This is a genomic window from Vibrio sp. D173a (genome assembly GCF_030248475.1).
This window is the reverse complement of sequence record NZ_JAHGAH010001199.1, coordinates 1-1,504: the sequence shown is the minus strand read 5'-3', so window position 1 is coordinate 1,504 and position 1,504 is coordinate 1. Positions and strand designations below refer to the sequence as shown.

Genomic DNA, 1,504 nt, shown 5'->3' with positions numbered 1-1,504 from the left:
AAAATCAACGCCGCCAAACTGAGCCAACGCAGCGCAGGCATTAAGTGCTCCGCTTTATGAACACGCGGAGTAATTAAAAGGTTCGCCACACATCGCGTCGCAAATCCCACACCGATCAATACACCAATATCACCTGCCGAAACCCCTTGGTCTTCGAACCATAATGCCCAAAACGGCAGATAGACACCGTAAGCGAAAAAGAAACCGATGAAATACTGAGATATCCATCCATAAGGGGAAGGGTTAAACATACATATACCTATATAAACGATTGCAGAGAGGCAGCGGAGATTATGCCTCTACGCAATCATATGAAAAAGGGAATAATTGCTGCTTTGAGTTTCCGTGTTATCAATGACTGTATCGCCGAGGAAAATCGCACGTTTAGACTAAAGTCGTCTGGAGCTTCAGTGAGTTTTTGTCAGACTTAACTTTAGGTTCTTCACTCTATCTGCGACGCTTATGCCTGATAAATTTAATATGCAGCACCCACCCTTCGATAGCTTATCTGAGGCTGAACAATTGACCCTGCGTTCTGCGCTCGACGTGGTTTACTATCGTGCTCAAGAGACCATTCTCGAAGCGGATCGCCCAAGTCGTCATCTGCATATTTTAATTAAAGGTGCCGTAGAGGAGCGTGCTAGCCAAGATGGGGAGATTTACGCCCACTATGCAAACGACGATATCTTTGATGTTCGTAGTCAGTTTGAGCCTCACACCAAACACCAATACATCGCACTAGAAGATACCCTCAGCTACCTGCTTCCCACCGATGTATTCCTCGAGCTCTACAATGCAAATGGCCAGTTTGCTGCCTACTTTGATAACAACCTAGCCAAACGTAAAGAGCTCATAGAGGCCGCTAAACAGCAGCAAAACTTGGCTGAATTTATCCTAACCAAAGTCGACGATTCGATTTATCACCCACCTCTGATCCTAGAGCCTAACCAACCTATCAATGAGGTAACAAGAACCCTTAAGGAGCAAGGGCTCGACTCGGCTTTAGTTCGTTTGGCCCATGATGATCTAGAAGCTTTTGGATCATCATGTACCCTGCCCTACTCTATCGTCACACGGACCAATTTATTGCACGCTGTGATGCTCGAGGATTACCCCCTTGATGCGCCCGTCGGTGAGATAGCGACCTTCCCTGTTTTGCATGTCAATGATGGTGATTTCCTGTTTAACGCCATGATTAATATGACGCGTAATCGGGTAAAACGCTTGATGGTTTATGATGGGCAAGAAGCGGTCGGCATGCTCGATATGACACAGATATTGAGTGCCTTCTCGACCCACTCTCATGTACTGACTCTGCGAATAGCTCGCGCCACCAGCATTGAAGAGTTGGCCATGGCCTCCAACAAACAGCGTCAATTGGTTGAAAGCTTAATCAGCAATGGCATTCGAACGCGCTTTATCATGGAACTGATCTCTGCGGTTAACGAGCAGATTATCCAGAAAGCTTTTGAACTGATTCTGCCTCCGGCACTGCAAAACCACT

2 protein-coding genes are annotated in these 1,504 nt (G+C 46.5%); one reads left to right on the top strand and one right to left on the bottom strand.

Translation table 11 applies throughout. From position 1 onward, the window contains the following. A partial coding sequence (locus tag KIV40_RS32285) for an MFS transporter (protein ID WP_375164932.1) occupies positions 1–251 on the bottom strand: 251 nt, incomplete at its 3' end. A 211-nt stretch (positions 252–462) separates the two neighbouring features. Here KIV40_RS32285 and KIV40_RS32280 point away from each other — a divergent pair. Beyond that, positions 463–1,504, top strand: a 1,042-nt coding sequence (locus KIV40_RS32280) for a cyclic nucleotide-binding domain-containing protein (RefSeq protein ID WP_285353430.1), incomplete at its 3' end; no start/stop codon positions are given.